Origin of the sequence: Motilibacter peucedani (genome assembly GCF_003634695.1) — a bacterium.
Classification (GTDB): Bacteria; Actinomycetota; Actinomycetes; order Motilibacterales; family Motilibacteraceae; genus Motilibacter; species Motilibacter peucedani.
Window position 1 is genome coordinate 711,551 of record NZ_RBWV01000009.1, and the last position, 21,384, is coordinate 732,934.

At 67.8% G+C, this 21,384-nt stretch carries 20 protein-coding genes; 13 read left to right on the forward strand and 7 right to left on the reverse strand.

Annotation, left to right across the window (positions count from 1 at the left end; translation table 11 throughout):
• Positions 1–104 precede the first annotated feature (104 nt).
• The gene (locus CLV35_RS04835; protein ID WP_231121490.1) at positions 105–1,061 is read right to left on the reverse strand and encodes a PfkB family carbohydrate kinase; all 957 of its coding nucleotides are present in this window, start codon (positions 1,059–1,061) and stop codon (positions 105–107) included.
• Positions 1,062–1,156: 95 nt separating this feature from the next.
• Between CLV35_RS04835 and fbaA the strand changes: the two genes are divergently transcribed.
• The 3 genes from fbaA (at position 1,157) to CLV35_RS04850 (ending at position 3,451) form a co-directional block, all read left to right on the forward strand.
• Positions 1,157–2,182 (forward strand): class II fructose-bisphosphate aldolase, encoded by a 1,026-nt coding sequence (gene fbaA / locus CLV35_RS04840; RefSeq protein WP_121192225.1) that lies wholly within the window; start codon positions 1,157–1,159, stop codon positions 2,180–2,182.
• A 109-nt stretch (positions 2,183–2,291) separates the two neighbouring features.
• Positions 2,292–2,471: a hypothetical protein gene (locus tag CLV35_RS04845; protein ID WP_121192227.1), complete on the forward strand. Its 180-nt coding sequence runs from the start codon at positions 2,292–2,294 to the stop codon at positions 2,469–2,471.
• Positions 2,471–3,451, forward strand: coding sequence for a sigma-70 family RNA polymerase sigma factor (locus tag CLV35_RS04850; protein ID WP_121192228.1), 981 nt, complete (start codon positions 2,471–2,473; stop codon positions 3,449–3,451). The genes CLV35_RS04845 and CLV35_RS04850 overlap by 1 nt, the downstream gene beginning before the upstream one ends.
• On the opposite strand, the gene CLV35_RS04855 is transcribed toward CLV35_RS04850, so the two are convergent.
• The 3 genes from CLV35_RS04855 to CLV35_RS04865 form a co-directional block, all read right to left on the reverse strand.
• Positions 3,391–3,711, reverse strand: a complete 321-nt coding sequence (locus CLV35_RS04855; RefSeq protein ID WP_121192230.1) for a hypothetical protein — start codon at positions 3,709–3,711, stop codon at positions 3,391–3,393. The two genes, CLV35_RS04850 and CLV35_RS04855, sit on opposite strands and share 61 nt — an antisense overlap.
• 44 nt (positions 3,712–3,755) lie before the next feature.
• Positions 3,756–4,379, reverse strand: a complete 624-nt coding sequence (locus CLV35_RS04860) for a DsbA family oxidoreductase (protein WP_121192232.1) — start codon at positions 4,377–4,379, stop codon at positions 3,756–3,758.
• Between the two features lie 213 nt (positions 4,380–4,592).
• Positions 4,593–7,256, reverse strand: coding sequence for a glycoside hydrolase family 3 protein (locus tag CLV35_RS04865; protein ID WP_121192234.1), 2,664 nt, complete (start codon positions 7,254–7,256; stop codon positions 4,593–4,595).
• Between the two features lie 221 nt (positions 7,257–7,477).
• Between CLV35_RS04865 and CLV35_RS04870 the strand changes: the two genes are divergently transcribed.
• From CLV35_RS04870 to CLV35_RS04885, 4 genes are all read left to right on the forward strand, one after another.
• A complete protein-coding gene (locus CLV35_RS04870; protein WP_231121491.1) occupies positions 7,478–8,506 on the forward strand; it encodes a LacI family DNA-binding transcriptional regulator in 1,029 nt (342 codons plus the stop codon).
• Positions 8,507–8,518: 12 nt separating this feature from the next.
• Complete coding sequence (locus CLV35_RS04875) at positions 8,519–8,872, forward strand: VOC family protein (protein WP_121192237.1); 354 nt, start codon at positions 8,519–8,521, stop codon at positions 8,870–8,872.
• 42 nt (positions 8,873–8,914) lie between these two features.
• Positions 8,915–9,352: a VOC family protein gene (locus CLV35_RS04880; RefSeq protein WP_121192238.1), complete on the forward strand. Its 438-nt coding sequence runs from the start codon at positions 8,915–8,917 to the stop codon at positions 9,350–9,352.
• A gap of 159 nt (positions 9,353–9,511) precedes the next feature.
• On the forward strand, positions 9,512–9,925 hold the full coding sequence (locus tag CLV35_RS04885; RefSeq protein ID WP_121192240.1) for a hypothetical protein: 414 nt from the start codon (positions 9,512–9,514) through the stop codon (positions 9,923–9,925).
• A 636-nt stretch (positions 9,926–10,561) separates the two neighbouring features.
• On the opposite strand, the gene CLV35_RS04890 is transcribed toward CLV35_RS04885, so the two are convergent.
• Complete coding sequence (locus tag CLV35_RS04890; protein WP_147431874.1) at positions 10,562–10,777, reverse strand: hypothetical protein; 216 nt, start codon at positions 10,775–10,777, stop codon at positions 10,562–10,564.
• A gap of 155 nt (positions 10,778–10,932) precedes the next feature.
• Between CLV35_RS04890 and CLV35_RS19655 the strand changes: the two genes are divergently transcribed.
• Entirely contained in the window at positions 10,933–14,559 is a 3,627-nt protein-coding gene (locus tag CLV35_RS19655) for a PIN domain-containing protein (protein ID WP_183061688.1), read from the forward strand.
• A gap of 522 nt (positions 14,560–15,081) precedes the next feature.
• Complete coding sequence (locus CLV35_RS19915; RefSeq protein ID WP_183061690.1) at positions 15,082–15,231, forward strand: hypothetical protein; 150 nt, start codon at positions 15,082–15,084, stop codon at positions 15,229–15,231.
• Between the two features lie 241 nt (positions 15,232–15,472).
• Here CLV35_RS19915 and CLV35_RS04900 read toward each other — a convergent pair whose 3' ends face one another.
• Positions 15,473–16,108, reverse strand: coding sequence for an SMI1/KNR4 family protein (locus tag CLV35_RS04900; protein WP_183061692.1), 636 nt, complete (start codon positions 16,106–16,108; stop codon positions 15,473–15,475).
• Positions 16,109–16,298: 190 nt separating this feature from the next.
• On the opposite strand from CLV35_RS04900, the gene CLV35_RS04905 reads away from it, so the two are divergent.
• The 4 genes from CLV35_RS04905 (at position 16,299) to CLV35_RS04920 (ending at position 19,226) form a co-directional block, all read left to right on the forward strand.
• Complete coding sequence (locus CLV35_RS04905; protein WP_121192388.1) at positions 16,299–17,222, forward strand: tyrosine-type recombinase/integrase; 924 nt, start codon at positions 16,299–16,301, stop codon at positions 17,220–17,222.
• Positions 17,223–17,325: 103 nt separating this feature from the next.
• Entirely contained in the window at positions 17,326–17,589 is a 264-nt protein-coding gene (locus CLV35_RS04910) for a ribbon-helix-helix domain-containing protein (protein ID WP_121192246.1), read from the forward strand.
• Positions 17,586–17,840, forward strand: coding sequence for a hypothetical protein (locus CLV35_RS04915; protein ID WP_231121492.1), 255 nt, complete (start codon positions 17,586–17,588; stop codon positions 17,838–17,840). The genes CLV35_RS04910 and CLV35_RS04915 overlap by 4 nt, the downstream gene beginning before the upstream one ends.
• A 300-nt stretch (positions 17,841–18,140) precedes the next feature.
• Positions 18,141–19,226, forward strand: a complete 1,086-nt coding sequence (locus CLV35_RS04920) for a DUF3644 domain-containing protein (protein WP_121192390.1) — start codon at positions 18,141–18,143, stop codon at positions 19,224–19,226.
• A gap of 837 nt (positions 19,227–20,063) precedes the next feature.
• On the opposite strand, the gene CLV35_RS19660 is transcribed toward CLV35_RS04920, so the two are convergent.
• Entirely contained in the window at positions 20,064–20,849 is a 786-nt protein-coding gene (locus CLV35_RS19660; protein WP_147431876.1) for a hypothetical protein, read from the reverse strand.
• Positions 20,850–21,384 lie beyond the last annotated feature (535 nt).

Consider the following 21,384-nt stretch of genomic DNA (forward strand, 5'->3'; position numbering starts at 1 on the left):
TGACCGCACGCTGAACGGCGGGGGTCGGGTGCGTACGTCGCTGTGTCCGGAGCGACCGCGCCGTCGGCGCAGGTCGCGGCGCAGCGGCTTCGGACACAGCGCGGTCAGCCGAGCAGCGTCCAGGAGTCGCGCCGGCGGGCGAGGGCGGGGTCGCGCAGCCAGGCCCGCTGACCGGCCGTCCGGCACCGCTGGCTCGCCACCGTGGCGGCGAGCTCGAGCTGGCGCTCGAGACCGCTGTCGGGCCGCGTCGCCATCGCCCAGGCGAGCGCGCCGTGGAACGCGTCGCCGGCGCCCAGCGTGTCGACCGCGTCGACCGGCTCGACCTCGACCGAGCCGGTGGCGCCGCCGGAGCTCCACGACAGGGGCTCGCCGCCGTGGGTCACCACGACGGTCCGCACGCCGAGGTGGTGCAGCGCGGCGGGCACGTCGGCCGCCGACTTCACGCCCGGCGGGCGGAAGCCGGCCGAGCAGGCGGCCACCGTGACCAGCGGCAGCAGGTCGCGCAGCACCGGCTTCCAGCTGCCCGCGTCGAGCACGACCGGCGTGGCGACCCGCTGGGCAGCGCGCGCCGCGGCGAGCGCGAGCTGCGGGTGGTGGCCGTCCACGACCACGACCGACGCCGCGGCCGCGGCCCGGGTGAGGCCGTCCGGCGGCTCCGCGGACGAGGCTGCGGCGCCGACGGAGACGACGGTGCGGTGGCCGGTGCCCTCCTCCACCGCGGCCGTGGCCACCGGCGGCGGTCCGGCCGCGTCGGGCGTCGCATCAAGGAGGACGACGCGGTGCGCGCTCAGGTCCTCGAGCACCGCGAGGGCCAGCGGGTGCCGGCCGAGCGCGGTCGCCAGGGTCGCGGCGCCGCCGAGCGCCGCGTACGTCACTGCTGCGTTCGCGGCCGGGCCACCGGCCGCGACCTCCTGGCTCAGGGCGCGGACCTTCTCGTCGGGGCGCGGGGCGCGCTCCACCCGGTAGACGAGGTCGAGCGTCGCCAGCCCGACGAACAGCCCCGGTGGGCTGCGGCGTGCCGGCGCGCGCCGGGGAGCGTCCACGGGTCGGGCAGGGTCCACCTGTCTCCTCCTGCCGTGGGACGATGGGCGCGGAGTCCGCCACCCACATCCTGCTCCTCGCCCGGGGAGCAGCACCCCGAGAAGCTGAGGTTCGCATGCCCATCGCGTCCCCCGAGGTCTACGCGCAGATGCTCGACAAGGCGAAGGCCGAGCACTTCGCCTTCCCCGCGATCAACGTCACGTCGTCCTCGACGCTGAACGCCGCGCTGCGCGGCTTCGCCGAGGCCGGCTCCGACGGCATCATCCAGGTCTCGACCGGCGGCGCCGAGTACGCGTCCGGCTCGAACATCAAGGACATGGTGACCGGCGCCGTGGCGCTGGCCGAGTACGCGCACGTCGTGGCCGAGAAGTACGACATCAACGTCGCGCTGCACACCGACCACTGCCAGAAGGAGAAGCTGGACTCCTACGTCCGGCCGCTGCTCGCCATCTCGCAGCAGCGCGTCGACGCCGGCGGCAACCCGCTGTTCCAGTCGCACATGTGGGACGGCTCCGCGGTCGAGCTGCACGAGAACGTCGACATCGCCGAGGACCTCCTGGCCGCCTGCGCCAAGGCCAAGGTCGTGCTCGAGATGGAGATCGGCGTCGTCGGCGGCGAGGAGGACGGTGTCGTCGGCGAGATCAACGAGAAGCTCTACTCGACCCCCGAGGACGCGCTGCTCGTCGCCGAGCGCCTCGGCACCGGCGAGAAGGGCAAGTACCTGCTCGCCGCGACCTTCGGCAACGTGCACGGCGTCTACAAGCCGGGCCACGTCAAGCTGCGCCCGTCGGTCCTCAAGGACCTGCAGGACGCCGTCGGCGCCAAGATCGGCAAGGATTCACCCTTCGAGTTCGTCTTCCACGGCGGCTCGGGCTCGCTGCTCGAGGAGATCCGCGAGACCCTCGACTACGGCTGCGTCAAGATGAACATCGACACCGACACGCAGTACGCCTACACCCGGCCGATCGCCGACCACTTCTTCAAGAACTACGACGGCGTCCTCAAGGTCGACGGCGACGTGGGCAACAAGAAGGCCTACGACCCGCGCACCTACCTCAAGGCGGGCGAGACCGGTCTCGCCAACCGCGTCGTCGAGGCGTGCGAGGCCCTGCGCTCCACGGGCACCTCGCTCTCCAAGTAGCTGCCCGCCGCCCGGCCGCCCCGGGGCATTGCCCTGGGGCGCCGGGCGCGGCAGGCTGGGGAGGGTCGCAGCCGGCGCCGCCGCCGGCCGTCCCCAGGAGGCCTGCCCCATGACCGACCCGCAGCCGGCGCCCGGCGACTTCGAGTACGACCAGGCGCACGACTCCGCAGCGCCCGGCACCGACCGGGCCGGCGCGCGACCCGCGGTGCAGGTCGCGACCGCGGCCGAGGACCCGGGCGGCGCCGACTACGGCTACGACCTCTCGCACGACGTCCCGCGGACCCGCTGATGACGGCGGTCGACCGGCCCGAGGTCTCGGCACTGCTCGAGGACGCGTCCTCGCACCGCCGCGAGCTCACCGCCTACTGCTACCGGCTGCTCGGATCGGGCGCCGAGGCCGAGGACGCGGTGCAGGAGACGATGCTGCGCGCGTGGCGCAGCGCCGACGGGTTCGAGGGCCGCTCTTCGCTGCGCTCGTGGCTCTACCGGATCGCGACCAACGTGTGCATCGACATGCAGCGAGCGCCGCAGCGCCGGGCGCTGCCCATGGACCTGGGCGGCCCCTCGCACGCGGGTGACGATCTCGGCGCGCCGCTGCCCGAGTCGGCGTGGGTGCGCCCGGTCGCCGACTCCGCGGTCCTCCCCGAGTCGGCCGACCCCGCCGAGCTGGTGGCGCTGCGCGACTCGGTGCGCCTGGCGTTCGTCGCGGCGCTGCAGCACCTGCCGCCGCGCCAGCGGGCCGTGCTGGTGCTGCGCGAGGTGCTCGACTGGCCGGCGGCGCAGGTCGCCGAGCTGCTCGACTCGACCGTGGCGTCGGTCAACAGCGCGCTCGCCCGCGCCCGGGCCACGCTGTCGGCGCTCGACCTCCAGCCGGGCACCGCCGCCCTCGAGCCCGAGGCCCGCCCGCTGCTCGAGCGCTACGTCGCGGCCTTCGAGGCCTACGACGTCGACGCGCTCGTCTCCCTGCTCCACGACGACGTGACCTTCAGCATGCCGCCGCTGGCGTTCTGGCTCCGGGGGACCGTCGACGTGCGCGGCTTCTACGACGGCGTCGGGCAGGTCTGCCGCGGGTCGCGCATCGTCCTGACCCGGGCCAACGGCTCCCCGGCCGTCGCGGTCTACCACCCGGCGGCGGCGTCGGGCACGTGGGAGCCCTACGCGCTGCACGTCATCGAGGTCCGTGACGGGCGGATCGCCTCGATCTGCCACTACCTCGACACCTCGCTGTTCCCGGCGTTCGAGCTGCCTCCGGCGCTGACGGCGGCCTGACCGACGTCCTGGGCTGGTCCGCCGGCGTCGAGGAAGGCGGTGAAGCCCGCCGCCTCGAGCAGCCGGCCGATCCCGGGCGGCGCGCCGGCGACCACGACCCGCTGCCCGTCGCGGTGGGCGGCGGCGGCCTCCTCTGCCAGCGCGCCGAGCAGCTCGGCGGGCGTCGGGGCACGGTCCCAGCGCAGGGTCGCGACGCGTACGCTGCCGCCCGTCGCATCGACGACCTGCAGCACCAGCTCCCAGCCGTCGCCGCTGCCCACGGCTCCAAGACGTACGCAGCGGCGCCGACTGGTCGGCGGCTCGCTCAGACGGTGGCTTCGCGCGCCGCGCGCTCGAGCACGCGGAGCAGCGTCGGCGCCTCCTGGGCGCCCTGCACGGCGTAGCGGCGGTCGATGACGAAGGTCGGCACGGCGGTGATCCCGATGTCGCGAGCGGTCGCCAGCTCCTCGTCGACCTCGGCCGCGCCGGAGTCGGAGGCGAGCCACGAGCGCACCTCGTCGCCGTCGAGCCCGGCCTCGACCCCGATCTCGGCGAGCGTGAACAGGTCGCCGACGTTGCGGCCTTCGGTGAAGTAGGCGCGGAGCAGGCGCTCCTTCGCCTCGGCCTGCAGGCCGCGCTCGCGGGCCAGCACCAGCAGGCGGTGCGCGTCGCGGGTGTTGACGGCCAGGGCCTTGTCCATGTTGAACTCGAGGCCCTCGCCGGCGGCCAGGCCGGTCACGTGGGCCTGCATCGCCTCGACGTCACCACCGAACTTGTCGGCGAGGTGGTCGTTGAGCGGGCGCGCCTCCGCCGGTGCGGTGGGGTCGAGCACGAACGCGTGGAACTCGACCTCGACCGGCTCGCCGAACGCCGCGATGGCCTTCTCCAGCCGCCGCTTGCCGATGTAGCACCACGGGCACGCGACGTCGGACCACACATCGATCTTCATGCCCGTGCAACGACCGCCGCCGGCGCCCCGATTCCCGCTGCCCCGCCCCCCTGCGTTGGCACGATGTGACTCCTTGCCGATGGGATTGGCAAGGAGTCACATCGTGCCAACGGCAGGAGCGGGGTACGGGGTGTGCCCAAAGGACGCGACGAGGCCCCGGCTCGTGCCCGAGCCGGGGCCTCGTCTCACGCGTGCTTCACGCCCTGGGGGACGTCAAGGTGTGAAGTCGCTGCACTTGGCCGCGTCGGCGTCCTTCGCACCGCCCGGCACCCAGCGGACGTTGGCGAACGCCGCCTGGAACGGGCCCTCGGAGTAGACGAGGAACGCGGTGTTGATGCTGCTGAAGTCCAGGTTCCCGTTGTTCAGGCAGGCCAGCGGCAGCTTGACCGTGACCTTCTGGTTCAGCGGCAGCTTGTTGAAGAACGCCTTCGCCGGGACGTCGGCGAAGCAGGGGTAGACGCAGTGCACGCTCAGCGTCGTGGTGGCGGTCGGCGCCTGCTTGATGATCGTGTCGAACTCGATCGCACCGTCTGCGTTGAGGTAGCCGCGCAGGTCTGAGGTCTGCGGGCTCTGCAGGTAGTACTGCCCCGTGCCGGTCCAGGTGATGAGCCGGGCGTCCTGCTGGACGTTGACGTCGGTCGTCCGCGCGCTGATCGTGCTCTGCGAGGTGACGGCGTTGACGTCGTTGGGGACCTCGTTGCCGCCCCAGTTGTCGGGGCCGCCGATGTAGGCCTTGTAGGGGTCGACGGAGCCGCGGTCGAAGAGCTCCAGGTCGTCGGTGGCCGTGCCGCCGCCGCCCGTGGTGGCGCAGCTGACCGGAGCGGTCTCGTCGAGCTGGCCGACGGTGTGCTTCTGGCCGTACTTCAGACCGTAGCCCAGCGCGAACAGCGGGTCGTAGCCCTCGTCGCTCGGGTTGAGCGGCTGCTGGCACGCGGTCTTGGGCCAGCTGTAGGACAGCGTGCCCGTGAACGAGTAGCCCGGGTTGCCCTTCTTGACCAGCAGGTCGGCGATGCCGCCGCCCTCGGTGCCGGGCAGGAAGCCCGCGACGAACGCGTCGGAGCGGTTCATCTCGTCGTTCACCCACAGCGGCCGGCCGCTGAGGAACACCGAGACGACCGGCGTACCCTTCCCGCTCACCTTGTCGAGGACCGCGAGGTCCTCGGGGTACATCCGCGACGCCTGCAGCGACTTCTTGCCGATGTCGCCCACGCCCTCGGCGTAGGGCGTCTCGCCGATGACCGCGATGACCGCGTCGTACTTCGACGGGTCGACGCCGTCAGCCGTCTCGCTGAAGGTCACGCGCGAGGTGCCGAGCACCTGCTGCAGACCACCGAGGATCGAGGTGGCGTTGGGGAAGTCGGCGTTGGTGTTGCCCGTGCCCTGCCACGAGAGGGACCAGCCGCCGCTCTGGTTGCCGATGTTGTCGGCGCTCTTGCCGACGACGAGCACCTTGGCGGTGGGCTTGAGCGGCAGGACGTTGCCGTTGTTCTTGAGCAGCACGGCGGACTCGCGCACGGCCTTGCGGGCCAGCTTGCGGTCCTGCAGCGCCGAGGACTGGCCGGCGTAGCGGCGGGCCGACGGCTTGGGCTCGGTCATCACGCCGGAGCGGATCTTGACGCGCAGGATGCGCGAGACCGCGTCGTCGATGCGCGACATCGGGATCTCGCCGCTCTGCACCTGCGCGGTGGTGTTCTCGATGAACGCCTTCCAGTCGGAGGGCACCATGACGACGTCGATGCCGGCGTTGATGGCCTGCGGGCAGCTGGCGTTGGTGCAGCCGGCGACCTGGCCGATGCCGTTCCAGTCGGAGACGACGAGGCCGTCGAAGCCCATCTTCTGCTTGAGGATGTCGGTGAGGGCCTTCTTGCTGCCGTGCAGCTTGCCCTCGTCGATGCCGGCGTCGGCGTTGGTCCAGCTGTTGAACGACGCCATCACGGTCTGGGCGCCGGCGGCGAGCGCGCCGTAGTAGCCCTGGCCGTGGACGTTGATCATCGTGTCCTCGGTCGAGGCGTTGACGCCCTGGTCCTTGCCGCCCTCGGTGCCGCCGTCGCCGATGTAGTGCTTGGCGGTGCCGATGACGTCGTCGGTGCCGGGGCCCTTCTTCGACTTCCCCTGCAGGCCTTCCATCGCCGCGTAGCCGTAGGCGCGGGTGATGCGCGGGTCTTCGGAGAAGCCCTCGTAGGTGCGGCCCCAGCGGTCGTCCTGCGGCACGGCGAGGGTCGGCGCGAACGCCCAGTCCTGGCCGGTGGAGCGCACCTGCCGGGCGGTGGCCGCCTCGACGTCGCGCACCAGGCACGGGTCGTGGGCCGCGCCGAGGCCGATGTTCTGCGGGAAGAGGGTCGCGCCGTAGACGTTGTTGTTGCCGTGCACGGCGTCGATGCCCCAGATGACCGGCACCTTCGCGCCGCTGGTGACCGAGGCCTGCCAGTAGGCGTCGGCGAGCGCGAGCCAGTCGGCCTGCGTGGCGTGCTTGTTGCCGCCCGGCCAGGCGCCGCCGCCGTTGAGGATTGAGCCGAAGTGGTACTGCGCGACGTCGGCGGCCGTGATCGAGGTGATCTCGGGCTGCGTCATCTGGCCGATCTTCTCGGCCAGGGTCATGCCCGACAGGATCTTTGCCACCTGTCGCTCGACCCGCTTGGGGTCCTGCACCTTGCTCTGCACGGACGGCCAGTCGTCGAGGTGCGGCAGGGTGGTCGGGATCTTCGGGCAGCCGTGCGCGTCCATGGCGGGTGCGCCGATGGTCGTGGCAGCGGCCTTCGCCGTGCTCTTCTTCGTGGCTCCCTGCGCGGGGGCCACGACACCGATCGAGAGCAGGGTGATGCCGGCGAGCGCCGCCACCCCCCGCGCGGTCGACCGGCGTCTGGTGCGTCGTGTCATGTGCGGTCCGTCCTTGGGCCGTAGGGGTGCGCGGCGCCCTCGGCGACTCCCGCCGCGCGCTCCGCATCCTCGCGGCCCGAGGTCGTCGGGTCAAGGGTTGGTGCAAGCGCTTGCTGGTGCACCGTCTGCCCTCTCCGAGCCGCTTCGAGCGCACCTGCGCAAGCGCTTTCAGATCACGTACGGATGCGGCAGCATGGTGGCGACGAGAGGAGGCCCCGCCGGTGCCCAGGCACGTGCGCAACCCCGACCCCGCCGTACCCACGCTGGCGACGGTCGCAGCGCTGGCCGGCGTCTCGTCCGCGACCGTCTCGCGCGTGGTCAACGGCTCCTCGAAGGTCTCCGACTCCCACCGCGCCGCGGTGGAGAGCGCGGTCGCGACGCTCGGCTACGTGCCCAACCGCGCCGCGCGCACGCTGGTCACGCGGCGTACGGGTGCGGTGGCCCTCGTCGTGCGCGAGGCCGTCGAGTTCGGGGTGAGCGACCCCTACCTCGGCAACTTCATGGTCGCGGCGAGCCAGAGCCTGACCGGCTCCGGGATCCACCTGGTCGTCATGGTCGCGCAGGACGACGCGGAGCACGAGGCGGTGGCCGACTACGTGCGCGCCGGCCACGTCGACGGCGTCGTCGCCATCTCGCTCCACGACGGCGACCCGCTGCCCGAGCAGCTCTCGCGCGCCCGCATCCCCTTCGTCGTCGGCGGCCGCCCGCCGCGCGAGCTGCCCGGCTGCTGCTTCGTCGACGTCGACAACCGCGGCGGCGGCGCGCTCGCCGCCCAACGGCTGCTCGACGACGGCCGGCGCGTCATCGCCGCGGTCTCGGGGCCGGTCGACATGACGGCGGCGGTCGATCGGCTGTCAGGCTTCCGCGGCGTCCTCAGGCAGGCGGGTCGCGACACGGGGCTGGTCGCCTACGGCAGCTTCACGCGGGCGTCGGGGGAGCGGGCGATGGCTGAGCTGCTCGAGCGCGAGCCGGGCATCGACGCGGTGTTCGCCGCCAGCGACGTGATGGCCCTCGGGGTGCAGCGCGCCCTGCTCTCCACGGGGCGCTCGGTGCCGGGCGACGTCGCGGTCATCGGCTTCGACGACATCGACCTCGCGCAGTACGGCACCCCTCCGCTCACCACGGTCCGCCAGCCGGCCTCGGCGCAGGCCCGGCTCGCGGTCGAGTCGCTGCTCGTGCAGCTGCACGGCGGTGACGTGCCCGAGCCCGTCACCCTGCCGACGGAGCTGGTGGTGCGCGAGTCCGGCTGACATCGTGGGTCGATGCTGACCGCGCTCATCCCCCAGGTGTTCTACGAGGACATGACGGTGGGCCTCGACCTGTTCGTCGACGGCATCGGCATGGAGGTGCTGCACCGCGACGGGACGCTCGCCGTGCTCGCCCGCGACGGAGCCAAGGTCTACGTGGTGCAGGACGCCGAGTTCGCTGCCAAGGACCGCCCCGAGCTGGCCATCGAGACAGACGACATCGACGCGGTGTGGGCGGACGTCAACGCCCGGCGGCCCGACCTGCTGCACCCGAACCTGCGTACGGTCACCCGCCAGCCGTGGGGGCCGCGGGAGTTCGCCATGCTCGACGCGACGACGGTGTGCGTGGTGTTCCGCGACTGGTCGTAGAGCAGTGGCGTCGGGGAGATGCGGCTCGCTAGCGTGCGACGCATGCCGATCAAGCTCGAGAACGTGGCGATCGCCGTCCGCGACCTGGAGGCGACCATCGCGTTCTTCACCGACCTCGGGCTCACCGTGCTGGGACGCGACACGGTCAGCGGGGAGTGGGCCGACACGGCCGTGGGTCTCGAAGGCAACACCGCGAAGATCGCGATGCTGCAGACCCCGGACGGCGGCGGGCGCGTGGAGCTCTTCGAGTACGTCCATCCCGACGCGATCGAGACAGAGCCCACGCTGCCCAACGAGATCGGCATGCACCGGATTGCCTTCTCCGTCGACGACCTCGACGAGGCCCTCGAGGTCGCGGCGCGGCACGGCTGCCACCCGCTGCGGGGCGTCGGCACCTACGGGGACATCTACAGGCTGACCTATGTCCGCGGGCCCAGCGGAATCATCGTGATGCTGGCGGAAGACCTGCGCAAGCGCTGAGAGCGGGGCCGGGGCGGGTCACCTCGAGGAGCACGCGTGCGGCAGTGCCGTGCCTGGTGAGGGCAGACTGGGGAAGTACTGGATGCCCCTGCGACGTCGGACTGGGACCATCGTCTGGAGCGGGTCGCGCACGCGCTCGACCGCATCGTCACGCGCGGCGTGTCGCCCACGGAGGACGCCGTACACGCCCAACTCTCGCGAGGCTACTTCGGTGTCCGGCGCCAGGGCGACGGCCTCCTGGCGGTCTACGACCCCGAGCTCGCCGACGTCGAGGGGTGGCGGCGTTCGCTCGGCGCGGCGGTGGGCGAGGCTGACGCTGATCTCGTCCAGTTCTCCGCACCTGAGCGCTCCGCCCGGCGCGTCGCGCAGGTCCTCTCGGTCGTCGAGCGTCGGGACTGGCACCCGGCTGCGCGGACGACGAGCATGACCTTCGGGGTCGACAGCTACGAGCAGGTCGTACGCGTGAACCTCGACGCGCAGTCGCCTCCAGAGCTGCTGCGCCAGTTGGTCGCCATCGACCCCGACTACATCAGGGCGACGGCCCAGGGGTCGTTCCGCCGCCGGCGCCGGTGAGCTGCGCAGCTGGCCTGCGGGGTCGCTGCTGGTTGCGCCGTCCCTCTTGGCTCTGATGCTCGGTCCGCCAGCACTGGGCTCGCCGCAGTGCGTCGCGTCATCGTCGTCAACGGCGACGCGCCTTCACCTTGAATGTCGTGCGAGCGGGTTCGGCCGTGCACTGTCATGCCGATGAGCGCGCCCGGGAGGGACGTGCGGTTGGCCTCCGACGCCGGGGAAGTGATCTTGTGTGCGTACCTACTGGATCACGGGCGCCCTCGCAGTCCTCGCCCTCATAGGTCTCTACCTGATGTTGCGCTTGACTGGAGCCGATGGAGCCGCTCGGTTCGTCCCCGTGCTTGCGGCTGCCGTCCCTGTGACCCTCGCTCTCCTCGCCGCACGACGGAGCGGCCCCCAGCGGTAGGCCCGTGTGTCGCCCGACCATGCCAATGTGCGTGCCTGCGGAACCGCTGCGCTGACCCTCTGTACTCATGAGTGAGGATTGTCGGCCGAGCGACGAAAGCTCGAAGTTGGAGCCTGGGGGAGCGGCTCGAGCGGTAGCGGCACAGAACCAGAATCCTCGATGCCCAGGCTCGGCAGCAGCGGAGCGACAGCCCGTCGGCCGGCGCGTCAGGTAGTTCTCGAACGCGCCGGCGCTCAGCTCAAGAAGTCAGCCATGTCAGTCGCAGGCATGTCGCCGAGGTAGTGCGGGACGGTCACTTGGCGCCGCTTAGCAGGTAGGTCGACGACGGCGTCGCGTGTGGCGACCGCGTCGGGCCGCAGTTCGTCGGGCAGGCGATTCGGGCCGTGTCTGGTCAGGGCGCGGGGGCTACGCGCGAACCCGAAGCTGCGCCGGATGCTGAGGTTGTCCATGGCGCGAATCAGGGCGTTGCCAAGGAAGTTTAGTAGTTGAGGGCCAACCTGGCGCGTGGGCATGGCAAGGGGCGCACAAGGCGGGTAGTTTCGGCGCGGACGAAGATTCGTCCGGACGATGCTGATGTCTCTGGCACTTGTGGACGGAGCAAAGAATGAGTGCAACAGGAGTTGCTGTTTGGGCAGCAAAGAGCGTGTCCGCGCCCGCCGCCAACTCGGCGGTGTCATTCTTCAAAAAGAAGACCATTTCCTGGCAGGTGTCTCGTCGGGCTGTAAAAGCTTGCGCTAGTGACGGCATCGTTTTGAATAGACGACAACTTCAGAAGTGGCTGCGCGGGGCTAAGATGGAAAAGTTGGTCAGAGATCGGAACGTTGCAGAATATGACGAGGCTGTGGCGGCCGTCGGCGGGATGGCAACTATGGGCGGTCACCGACTGGCGGACGCGCGACAGGCAGCATTCCTTAATGTCCTCTATCAGTGGCTTTCATACATCGACGAGCCACAAGCTAGACGCGTACGCCAGCAGTGGGAAGATATCCGGCACGAGGCTCTCATGCAAAAGATCGATGAGATTCAAGCGGAGGTGGGTGCGCCGTCTCGAGACGGTGAGTACGAGCATGCGCTTGAACGCCTTCCTGTCTACGTCCAGGAGATTGCCAGTAGGGCTGCGCGAACTAGGAGCATGCAGCGTCTGGTGCAAGAGCTAAGTGGACGTCCCGCATACGACCGAGGCCCTGCTGCAACTGCTTGGATTGCCGCCCCCCCGGATTGGTTGCGTGAAGGCACTAGCGACGTTTGGCTGACACTCGCCGCCGCGTCTGCAGCTTACGGGCAGAACGTCGCGAGCGCGCGAGCACTACTAGCCGCAGTCGACGCGGGTGCGGCGCCCGTGGGCGAGGTAAAGGCGAAAGCTGGCTTGCGTCTTATCGAGCATGAGGAGCAGGAGGCCCGGCAGATACTTGTTTCGCTTCCTGACGAGCCGTTGGCTCGGTTCGTACTTGCGGTTCATGATGGGCGTTCGTCAGATGCGGAGTTGCTTGCTTTTCAGCAATGGGCACCTCGGACATTCGAGGATGCAGCCCTCAAAGTAGTGCTTCTGGTGCGCTGGTATGTTCAGACAGACCGCAATGACGCGGCGATCTCTCTAGCCTTGGAGAGCGCCGAGATGCAGCGGAGCACCGGGCTTCAGATCATGATCTCGCAACTTCTCGTGCATCGCGCAGTTACTCGGCCGACAGCAAGGCCCTTCGATGACCCTCTTCGAGCGCTTGACTTGGCGATCTCGGCGCGTGATTCACGTCGGGAATGGGGCGGTAACAGCGTCGAAGCGACCCGCATCGCGGTCACAGCCGCCATATATGCGGGGGATGCAGAAAGGGCATTGAAGTTGGCGTTGCCTGGCCCAGAAGGGGAGGCGACGAGCGAGGAGGCGGATGCCACTGAGGTTCGCGGCGCCGCCGGGCTGGCAGCTGCAGTCGTCCAGGACTTGCCCCGAGCGAAGGCCATAGCTTTCTCTCTACCGGAGGAGCAGTATGAACGAGCTCACATTGAAGCCGTGGTGGCAGATGTAGAGAGGGGCGTAGGAACTGGAGACGCTACGTTTGTAGCTGCTTGGGAGAAGGCTAGGGCTCTGGCTCGCACTGATGATCAAGAGTTGAACTGTATTCTCGCCCTCGCCATGTCGGGAATTGAGTCAGACGTAAGCAACGGTTTCAGGGAGAAGTACCCTGAGGCGTTCGTCACAATAGATCATTTCATCAAAGCGAATGGTTCAAGCACGACACTCGATGAGTTGCGTGCGAACGTATTGGTAGACAAGGCATACGCGGTGAGCCTTGCAACTCGCCTCTCCCAAGAAGAGGGCGGGTTCCTGGAAGCCGGCAACGTGCTGTCAGAAGCCTTCCAGCACTACAAGGACCCTCGGTTGGCCTTCATGTCGGCTCAGCGCTTCTTGGCGGCGGGCCACCCGGAGCGAGCTCTTTCGGAAGCGGAGAGTGGGCTGCATGGGACCGCGCCTCAGTCGGCGAGCAGAAGGGAGGCTCTTGAGTTCATCCTCGATGTTACAGCCACCAGTGGCAATTGGGCACGAGCGGAGGAGGCCGCGGAAGAGCTGATCCGCGACGGCGCTAAAGATGCGGACATCGGCTGGGCGCTAGTGGCGGTGCGACTTCGGCGCGCCAACTCAGAGGGGGCTTGGCGCGCTCTGAGGAGTTACGGCGAGGCGCTCGTCCCGCGCACTCCACTCGAGGCGAACATGTGGTCTCGGCTGCACCTACAGTTCGCCCCCGAGACCAAGGACCTTGTAACGAAGATACTCGCCTGGGTCAAGAAGTGGCAAAAGGAAGACGAGGAATTCGCGGGGAGGACACTCGCACTCTTAGTGCTAGAACGACCCCGCGTCGGCAAGCAGCCGGAGCTCACGGACGAGGAGTCGGCCAACCTCAAGGCAAGTTTTGCTGAGTTCTTCGCCGAGTACCCCGATAGCAGCGTGCTTTGGACTGGAACGGTTAACCCAGAGGATCCGCTTGCAACCTTCGACGATATCAACAAGGCGCTGTATGAACGTATGAGAGACGTGGCACAGCACGTCGATACTGGCGCCATGCCGCTGGGGTTACTCGCGGCTGCGCGAGGTTGCTCTTACACCGAGATTGTGGTGACCCACGGTACGCGCCATCTGCGTATTCGGAACATTGCGAACCAAGTTGACAGGCAACTGATTCGTCCGGAATCGGGTGCTAGATACGTTCTTGATGCGACGACGCTGTATGCACTTTCGCTTCTACCCCAGAAGGTCAGAGACGCGATCCTAGCGCTCACTGGGTTGCCCGTCGTGATCGATCGGCTATACGCGGATCTGGTACAAGGCCGAGACCTATTGTCCGTGCAGGCCCGCTTGGGGACCCAATGGGATCCCGAGTCCGAGAAGACACTGTTTCACGAGATACCAGAAAAGGAGGTGTCGAGGAGGACGGAGGCAGCCCAATCCATGGTCACTCTCGCTGAGCGCTGCATCCGTATGTCTTGGAGCAAGGTGAAGACTCTCGCGCATTTGACTGAACCGGAGCTTGGCCCCTGGGCCCTTTCTGCGGATGTCTCATTGTCGGAGCGCTGGACCTTTTGGTGTGACGACGGTGCATTGAGGGCCATGACTCACCTCGAGGGAGGTGACACGGTCAGCACGTACGATCTGTTGCAGCTTGTTCGAGGAACTGGTCGCATCGACGAGCAGTCGTACAACCAGGCTCTCGCTCTTCTGGTTGGGGCTTACTACATCGACCTGCCGGCCTCGCTCACCTCGCTTGTACTGGCGGCCGAAGCAGACGCGTGGCGTCCGGAGGGAGCTGCGTACGCACTGTCTCGCCCCGAGGCATGGCAGGGCGAAACGGTTGGACGCGATTTGCTCGCCCTCGCTGGGCGTCGGGCCGCCCTTGGCGAGGTGCAACTCCTACGGTACTGGGTCCAGTTCGCGTCTTCAGGGCTGGTCAGAGCAAGTGGTACGCCGCACGAAGCCAATTCGAGGGTGCAACGGCTGCTTGCAGCATTAATCACTGAGAACTGGATGCACGCCAAGGCGTTCAAGTACACGCTCGAGGGCTTGCGCGCCTCCTCGCGCGAGTTCGGGCTGCCAGACCCGTACCTACCGGTCCTGCGCGCGACCCACGCCGTTTGGCTGCGATCGACGAAAGAGGAGCAAGCCGTTCTGAAGATTCTTGGACTCGTGGGTGAACTAGACCAGGCAGATCGCGTGGTGGCCACAGAAATGCTCCTCATGCGCTGACAGTTCAACTGGTGAAGCCTCTCAATTACACATATCGCAGGTGACCGGGCCCGCCGATGGCATGACGGGAGATCACAGAATGACACTGGGCCGGTTTCGACAGGGCAGACTCGTGAGTCCAACCGCCTTGCCCGTCAGCAAGCCCGCACGGCCTGCGCCGCAGCGCTTCTATGCTAGCTGCACGCAGTCATCACCCGTGGCATGGCCTGGGACCCGACCATCGCCAGCAGAGGCCTCATCGACGCACCAGTCGCCGCCTGACAGCCGCCAACACCGCTGACGCGACTGCACCAAGCTCAATTCACGCTGCCGGGAACAACCGGATTTGACTAGGCAGAGCACGAGGAGACGGACGAACACCCGCCCAGACTTGACGCGAACCGCGTTGCGTTGCTCATGCCGCTGCACGAGCAAGTTGTCGCGGAGCCCGTCCACCGTCGCGGGCAATGGTGGGACGCTACACAGATGCCAGAAGCTAACCGGCCAAGAAGCTGGTGGTTCCGCGCTAGCCCTGCACGACGCATGGCCGGCGTGGTCGTGGCGCTCGTCGGCGTCGTCGCGGGCGTCGTTTCGTTGATCTTCAGATCGGCGGGCGCCGCCGGCATTGCTTGGAGCATCACCGCACTGACGCTGGTGGTCCTTCAGTTATCAACGCCACCCGCAACGCACTGACATGCCGCCGTCAGGGCGCGAAAGACCGCTCCTGCCGAAGCGCGAAAGATCAAGAAGTGCTACAGGCCACCAGGGACCGTACGGTGATGGTGAGGCGCAACAGTGCACCCTTTACAGCGGAGGCCCTGCGGGTCAGGTGTCTTCGCTGGCATGCTCTCCGGTTCACAGCGAGCGGTCCGGCGCACCTCATCGTCGGAGACCACGCTGAGCGACGCCGGATGCAGCTGGGGCAGCGGCCGGCTCAGCGGTAGCGGCTGTCGAGTACGGCTTGCTCCTCAGCGGTGACTGCGCCGAACGCCTCGGGCCAGTTCCACTGAACCCGCCCTTCCACAACCGACGCGATCATTCCTTCCGGTCCCTTGAGCCCGTCGGTGATCCCGAGGACGCTGACCCGCACAAGCTCCTCGTAACTGCTTACCAGTGGCTCCTCGGACATGCCGTCGCCGTCGCTCGTCCAGTACAGGACGCACCCGTGAAGCGGGCCGGGACGCAGGTCCAGCAGGTAGAACGCGCCCTCCATCTGAGCTACCGGTAGCCACCCGCTCGAGAAGGGATGACTGGGCACCTCGCCAGCCAAGCCGGCGTGCGGGTCTTCCGTTCCGCCCCACGGGAACGCAGTGAACTCGAACCACATCTCGGCGATCTCTGCAGCACCCATCGGTGTGAACGCGAGCAGCACGTCCCCTGACCACACCTCGGCCCCGTCATGCTCGCGCAAGGACGCGACAAGGCTCTGCGGCCACATGAGGCCCGTCCTCAGCTGAGCCGCCTCTAGCTCCGCATCCGATGCGGGCGGGTGCAGCGCGGCGAGCGTGGCAGGGGCGTTTATGCGGCACCAGTCGCGCAAGGTGGCCCACAACGCGGAGACCTCAACCATGAGCGCCATCGTGCCAGCCCGCCACGCTCGGTCGCCGCGCCGCGGCTCTTATGCAGCTGTCCCGGCTCGCTGACGTCCGCACATGCCGCCGAGCGCGCGGGTGCGCGCTCTTGCCGCCGAGCGCGCGGGTGCGCGACCATGCCGCGAGCAGGGCGTGGCGGAGCGGCCGGCCCGAGGGGCACTCTCGATCATGACTCTTCTCCCCGAGCTCCTGCCCACCACCGGCGCGATCGTCCCCGTCGTCGACCCCCTCCGCCTGGCCGTCGCCGCCTACCTCGCTCGCTACAAGGGCCACTCCCGCATCCACGCCGAGTCCGACCTCCGCGCCTACCTCGACTGGTGCCACGCCCGGAACCTCGACCCCCTCTCCGCGCAGCGTCCCCACATCGAGCTCTACGTCCGCTGGATGCAGGAAGCGCAGCACTACCGGCCCTCCACCGTCTCCCGCCGGCTGTCCACCCTCACGGGGTTCTACCGCACCTGCGTCATCGACGGGACCCTGCCGCACTCACCCGCGGACTACGTCCGCCGCCCCCACGTCCCACCCGAGTCCCCCACCCTTGGCCTGTCCCACCTCCAACTCGAAGCCCTCCTCGGCGCGTCCCGCGACTCCGGCAACCTCAACGACTTCGCCCTGGTCTGCCTCCTCGGGCTGCTCGGCCTCCGTATCTTCGAGGCGTGCGGGCTGTCCCTGTCCGACATCGGGGAGGAACACGGCCACCGCGTCCTGCGCGTCGTCGGCAAAGGCGACAAGACCGTCCTCGTCCCCATGCCACCCGCGGTGTCCCGCGCGGTGGACCGCGCCGCCGGCGACCGGCAGACCGGGCCACTGCTGCTCAACGTGCGCGGGACACGGATGGACCGGCACGCCGCCACCCGAAGGCTGCGCCACCTCGCCGCGAGCGCCGGCGTTCGGCTTCCGCGCATGCACCCCCACATGCTGCGCCACACCTACGTCACCACCATGCTCGACGCCGGCGTCGACCTCCGCGACGTCCAGATCGCCGCCCGCCACGCCGACCCCAGAACCACAATGCGCTACGACCGGGCCCGCACCAACCTCGACCGCCACCCCAACTACATCCTCGCCGCCTACATGGCCTCCGGCACCTGACACAGCGCCCCGATGTTCACGCAGAGAGGCCCGGCGCCTGGCCGCGCTGGTGCTGAGCAGCTGACCCTCGCCCTGTCCCACCTTTCCGTATACGATAAGACGCATGGCTGACGAACGAGTACGCGGCGAGCTCGTCGACGGTGCGCAACTCCAGGCGTGGGCCGACGAGGCCGAAGCCGGGTATGACGTAGCGGCCCTGCGCCGGCGTGGCCGTCCCGCTGCTGGCGACGGACCAGGGGTCGTCGTAACGGTGCGGCTCGACGAGGCAACGCTGGCCGCACTCCTGGAACGTGCGGAGGCCGAGGGGCTCCCAAACCGTACTGAAGCTATCCGGGCCGCCGTCCGCGCCTGGGCTCACGTGGCGTGAGGCTGCACAACTCTGCTCACAAGCACTTCGAGCGCGACCGCCTGACGTCGGCCGGCGTTGTCCACGCCGCTCAGAACGCGTCCTACCGCGCGGCGATCGACGACGAGGACGACCCTCGCCGCTGGCTCGTCCTCGGGTTTGATGACGCGGGACGGCTACTCGAACTGGTCGTGCTCGTCTTCGACTCGGGGCAAGAACTCGTGATCCACGCGATGAAGGCTCGGCCGCAGTACCGCGAGCTCCTCGACTAAGAGTCCACGAGTGGCCGACTCGAGGCCACGAGGTATGCACGGCACCATCGGGGCGGCCTGGCACCTCACGCTCAACTCGAGGGAGTCCACCGAACCGCGAAAATCACCGCTCTGTGACGCGCGACCTTGCCGATGACAGCGTGTGGGGCAGTCGCCGGTGCGAGGGCTCGTGTCGGCATGTCCTGGCCAAGCCGGCGCCGCGGGCGCCGTCGACGGAGTGGACCACGGGTCACTTACCTTCCGAGCGTGCGCGGCTCCCACTGGCCATAATGCCTCATGCGATTGAGGCGCCAGGCGACGATGTTCAAGGACACAGCAGTGGAGTCCTTGACTTTGAGTATCGAACTATTCAACCGGCCAAGCGCCTTGGCCCGTGATCACGCAGTCGTTATGATGCTTGCTCACAGTTTCGAGATGCTACTGAAGGCCAGCATCTACCAGCACCGCGGTAGCGTAAGGGACAAAGGGGACCAACTGTCTCACAGCCTCGCGCGTTGTCTGGAGATCTCCTTGGCGGACCTTGGCACCATCACGAGCGAGGAAAAAGCGCTACTCACTGCCATCAAGCAGGATCGAGACGCCGCTACGCACGACACCATCATGATGAGCGACGACCTGCTGTGGCTGCATATGCGCGCTGGGATCACCGTCTTTCGTCGACTCTTGCAGGATGAGTTCGATGTGGATCTCGCCAACGTACTACCCAACCGAGTCATTCCAGTGAGCGCAGCACCGCCCGCGGATCTCCACGAACTCGTTGAGCAAGAACTCGAAACAGTTAGGTCCCTTCTGGCGAAGGGAAAGCGCCGAACCGCGGAGGCTGCGGCGCGGCTCCGGCCTCTTCTAAGCCTCGACGGTAGCGCTACCGGCCGCAGCGACCGACCTACAGACGCTGAGGTACAACGGGCCGAGCGGGCTCTCCGCGGCAACGCACCCTGGCAAGCAATCCTTCCGGGGCTTGCCACCCTTCAGATAGGAACGGCAGCGCCTGGGGGAGATGCACAGGAGGTCGTCCTCAAGATCGGGAAGGACAAGGGTGCGATCCCGGTGCGCAGAGCGGCAAGCGGAGAGGAAGCGGAGGCCCTTGCACACCGCGGAGTCAGCCCTTTCGAGGAGTACTCCGTCAAGCTCTCAAGTTTCGGCGAGAAGTTGGGTCTTTCGCGACACGAGGGCTACGCACTTATCGAGACGCTGGCGCTGAAGGGCGATGACAGGGCGTACTTCGTCAAGCGCACCGCGAATGGCGGCGTGATATACCAGGGCCTCAGCGCAAGAGCGCTGGAGCTAGGTAGAAAAGCACTACAAGACCCGAGCATGGACTTGCAGACGATTGTGCAGCAATATCAGCAAGCACGCTCAAGGAAGAAGGGGTCCAGAAAGCGATAGCTACCGGCTAGCGGAGCGCGCGCCGGTGCCGCCCTGTCCGCAAACGCGCACCTATGCCCCCTGCGCGCAGAATGCACGCCCATGCCGCTGGCAGGGCAGGCAGCATCGACCTTTCCTGCCGCCCAGCGCGTCACTGAGCCCCGAGCTCGCGATTGCGCTGCTCGACCCTCCTGAGCCGTGCGGCCTGTTCCCGCTGCTGCTCGCCATCCCACTCATCGGGAGCTGGAATCCGCCACACGTGCCCGCAGTTGCCGCAGTGCAGCTCGCGTGGTCCTTGAGCGGCGGTGATCCCGAGCAGGGTGGACGTTCTTTGCAAGCTACGGCGATGCAGGTGTGTCTGATCCGTATGACCGCAGTTGGGGCAGCGCCCAGTCGCTCTCTTCCGCCATCCAGCGACCATCGCTCTCGTCTGGTCTCGTGTTTGCTCATGCCGCTCTGCGAGCGGGGCGCATCGCCCGCTCTCGCGGCTCTTAGGGGCTGGTGGACCAGGAAACCTTGTACGTGGAGCGGCTGCGTGACGAAGTGAAGCGGGTGAATTGGCTGTTGTCTCCACCAGAAGACTTCGAGAAACCGGCTCGACTTCCGACTGCACTACCCGAGCGCGATGACCGGGTGGGGTCAACGCTGCATCGTGTACCGGGTGATCTTGTTGCTCGACGAGTGAGCGGGTGCGCCTGCACCGTCGGCACAGGCCTTGAGCGCCGGCAACAAGTAGGCACGCGCATTGGCCGGTCTGTCAGTCGGCAAGTCGCCGCCCCCCCCGTACCACCCGAGTCGCCCACGCTCGGGCTAGGGTTGAGCGGCATGGCGGTCGCTACAAGCGAATGCGGCGCTCTTTCAAGCGCGTCGCCTGAGCCCATGGAAGATCGGCTTGGGACTCAGGGCGGTCTTTTCCTCATCGCTAAGCCCGAGCAATTCTTCCTTCACGATTGAGCTCGGAACCGACGAACGACCGGCGAGCAATAGCGGGATCAGAGTTAGGGGAGCCAACAGCAGCGGAAGAATGAAGATCCACAACTGATGACGCCTTTCACTTCCGTCGCTCCGCACCTTCGCTGCAAATTTCGCTTGACCTTGAAGCGAAGACAAGTCATAGGCCGCGGGATTGATCAATCGAGGGGACGAATGTAGGGTCTTGAAGATCACCACGCCTAAGGTGACGACTACTAGTGCAGTAAGCGCCAGAGGGAAAAGAATCGAACGACTGTAACGAAGTGTGCGACGAATGCTCCCTGGAACTGCGAGCGCGAACAGGGCTCGATTGGAGAGGCTCGGTTCCTTCGCCGCCCTATGCAGGCGTGCACCCCGCACCGTGCCCTCGAGGCTGGGAGCCTCGGTTCCCTGGTGCAAAACCTCGACAATGCCGCCGTCGCCGGCATCAAGAAAGTCAAAGGTCAACAAGACACTCGAGGGCTTGATCGGGTCAACTACAGCATTGAAGCCAATCTGGTCGCGGCTGGATGTCAAGATGCGGACATTGAGCGGGGCATCTCCGTCCGGCAACTCGAGGCGAAGGCGGTCCAGCTCGACTATGTCGCCTCCGCGTACAGTGTCGCCCCGTTCGTTGAATACCGCCGCCCTAGTTCGACTGAGTCGCTCGATAGGGCGGCCCGTCGTCGCCATGTGTAGTCCCTGCTGCGGCAAACCGTCGGACGCGGCCAGCATAACGTCAAAGTCCAGGCAATAGCGTAAGTCTGGGAGCTGTCTACCTCGTCGGGCAAAGAGGTAGGAGGCTGGGATGCCGACAGCAGCAATCACCAAACCTAGAATGCCAATCCATCGGTCTACAGACATGCCTGGTCCCCCTCGCTGCGCCGTTGCTCCGACGAGCAGTATGCGGGCGCGTTGGCAAGGGCGGCGAGGAGGCCATCTGCCGCGGCGAGGCAAGACGCTGCTGCGCCGACCGGCCAGTCACCGCACTGACGGCCAAGTAGACCAGGTTGCGAAAAACGTCCACGTCGTCCGCTTCAACCCGGCATGCGGTAGCCGCCACCTCGCACGCCTCGCGTGCCTCACAGCACCCGGACACACTGACATGCCGCTCTGCGCGCGGGTAGCATCGCGCGCTCTTGCCGCTCTGCGCGCGGGTAGCATCGCGCGCTCTTGCCGCTCTGCGCGCGGGTAGCATCGCGCGCTCTTGCCGCTCTGCGCGCGGGTA

What these genes read in the sequence shown, in the direction of transcription:
- fbaA (WP_121192225.1), top strand. Translation starts at nt 1,157, where the DNA reads ATGCCCATCGCGTCCCCCGAGGTCTACGCGCAGATGCTCGACAAGGCG.
- CLV35_RS04845 (WP_121192227.1), top strand. Translation starts at nt 2,292, where the DNA reads ATGACCGACCCGCAGCCGGCGCCCGGCGACTTCGAGTACGACCAGGCG.
- CLV35_RS04850 (WP_121192228.1), top strand. Translation starts at nt 2,471, where the DNA reads ATGACGGCGGTCGACCGGCCCGAGGTCTCGGCACTGCTCGAGGACGCG.
- CLV35_RS04860 (WP_121192232.1), bottom strand. Translation starts at nt 4,379, where the DNA reads ATGAAGATCGATGTGTGGTCCGACGTCGCGTGCCCGTGGTGCTACATC.
- CLV35_RS04865 (WP_121192234.1), bottom strand. Translation starts at nt 7,256, where the DNA reads ATGACACGACGCACCAGACGCCGGTCGACCGCGCGGGGGGTGGCGGCG.
- CLV35_RS04875 (WP_121192237.1), top strand. Translation starts at nt 8,519, where the DNA reads ATGCTGACCGCGCTCATCCCCCAGGTGTTCTACGAGGACATGACGGTG.
- CLV35_RS04880 (WP_121192238.1), top strand. Translation starts at nt 8,915, where the DNA reads ATGCCGATCAAGCTCGAGAACGTGGCGATCGCCGTCCGCGACCTGGAG.
- CLV35_RS04890 (WP_147431874.1), bottom strand. Translation starts at nt 10,777, where the DNA reads ATGGACAACCTCAGCATCCGGCGCAGCTTCGGGTTCGCGCGTAGCCCC.
- CLV35_RS19655 (WP_183061688.1), top strand. Translation starts at nt 10,933, where the DNA reads ATGAGTGCAACAGGAGTTGCTGTTTGGGCAGCAAAGAGCGTGTCCGCG.
- CLV35_RS19915 (WP_183061690.1), top strand. Translation starts at nt 15,082, where the DNA reads ATGGCCGGCGTGGTCGTGGCGCTCGTCGGCGTCGTCGCGGGCGTCGTT.
- CLV35_RS04900 (WP_183061692.1), bottom strand. Translation starts at nt 16,108, where the DNA reads ATGGTTGAGGTCTCCGCGTTGTGGGCCACCTTGCGCGACTGGTGCCGC.
- CLV35_RS04905 (WP_121192388.1), top strand. Translation starts at nt 16,299, where the DNA reads ATGACTCTTCTCCCCGAGCTCCTGCCCACCACCGGCGCGATCGTCCCC.
- CLV35_RS04910 (WP_121192246.1), top strand. Translation starts at nt 17,326, where the DNA reads ATGGCTGACGAACGAGTACGCGGCGAGCTCGTCGACGGTGCGCAACTC.
- CLV35_RS04920 (WP_121192390.1), top strand. Translation starts at nt 18,141, where the DNA reads ATGTTCAAGGACACAGCAGTGGAGTCCTTGACTTTGAGTATCGAACTA.
- CLV35_RS19660 (WP_147431876.1), bottom strand. Translation starts at nt 20,849, where the DNA reads ATGGCGACGACGGGCCGCCCTATCGAGCGACTCAGTCGAACTAGGGCG.